Below are 525 nucleotides of genomic sequence, written 5' to 3' on the forward strand. Positions count from 1 at the left end.
ATGCGATACATTGAATCACCTCGTTTTCGAGTTTTGGATTGTTTTATTCGTCGGGATTTTATAAGATGCTAGCCATTTGTAAATAGTTGCTTTAGACACATTAAACTTAGTGACAGTAGCCCTTAATCCATATTGGCAATAACACACTTCAAGTTCTCGCTTGCTTGGTTTTTTAACACATCCATGTTTTTCGATTCCATGTTTTTTTCGAACAAGAGAGAAAATTTTTGGGTCAATTCGATATTTCTTTCTGATTTCTAAATAAATCAAACCGTTTCTCAACATATCCGCGATATCAGCTTCCATTCCAGGCCGCGCGTCTAAATATCGTTGCAGTCGAATACTTTCTTGTTCACGCGGATCATATTGTTCTTCTGGCTCCAATATTTCTATTAACTCTTTATGCCTTTTGGTTTTAACTTTGTCTAAATACCATTCTGGATCATTGATTAATAGCAATAGTTCTTTCCATGCTTGCTGCTGTTCTGGCGTTTTGCGACTTCTCATTAGCTCCCTCCTAATTCA

1 protein-coding gene is annotated in these 525 nt (G+C 36.6%); it reads right to left on the reverse strand.

Translation table 11 applies throughout. The features are described from left to right. Positions 1-15: 15 nt before the first annotated feature. The gene (locus RV04_RS12960) at positions 16-507 is read right to left on the reverse strand and encodes a hypothetical protein (RefSeq protein WP_071858866.1); all 492 of its coding nucleotides are present in this window, start codon (positions 505-507) and stop codon (positions 16-18) included. Between the last annotated feature and the right edge of the window lie 18 nt (positions 508-525).

The organism is Enterococcus hermanniensis (assembly GCF_001885945.1).
GTDB classification, from domain to species: Bacteria; Bacillota; Bacilli; order Lactobacillales; family Enterococcaceae; genus Enterococcus_A; species Enterococcus_A hermanniensis.

Excerpts from the sequence above, each read along its gene's own strand:
- RV04_RS12960 (WP_071858866.1), bottom strand. The coding sequence starts at position 507 with ATGAGAAGTCGCAAAACGCCAGAACAGCAGCAAGCATGGAAAGAACTA.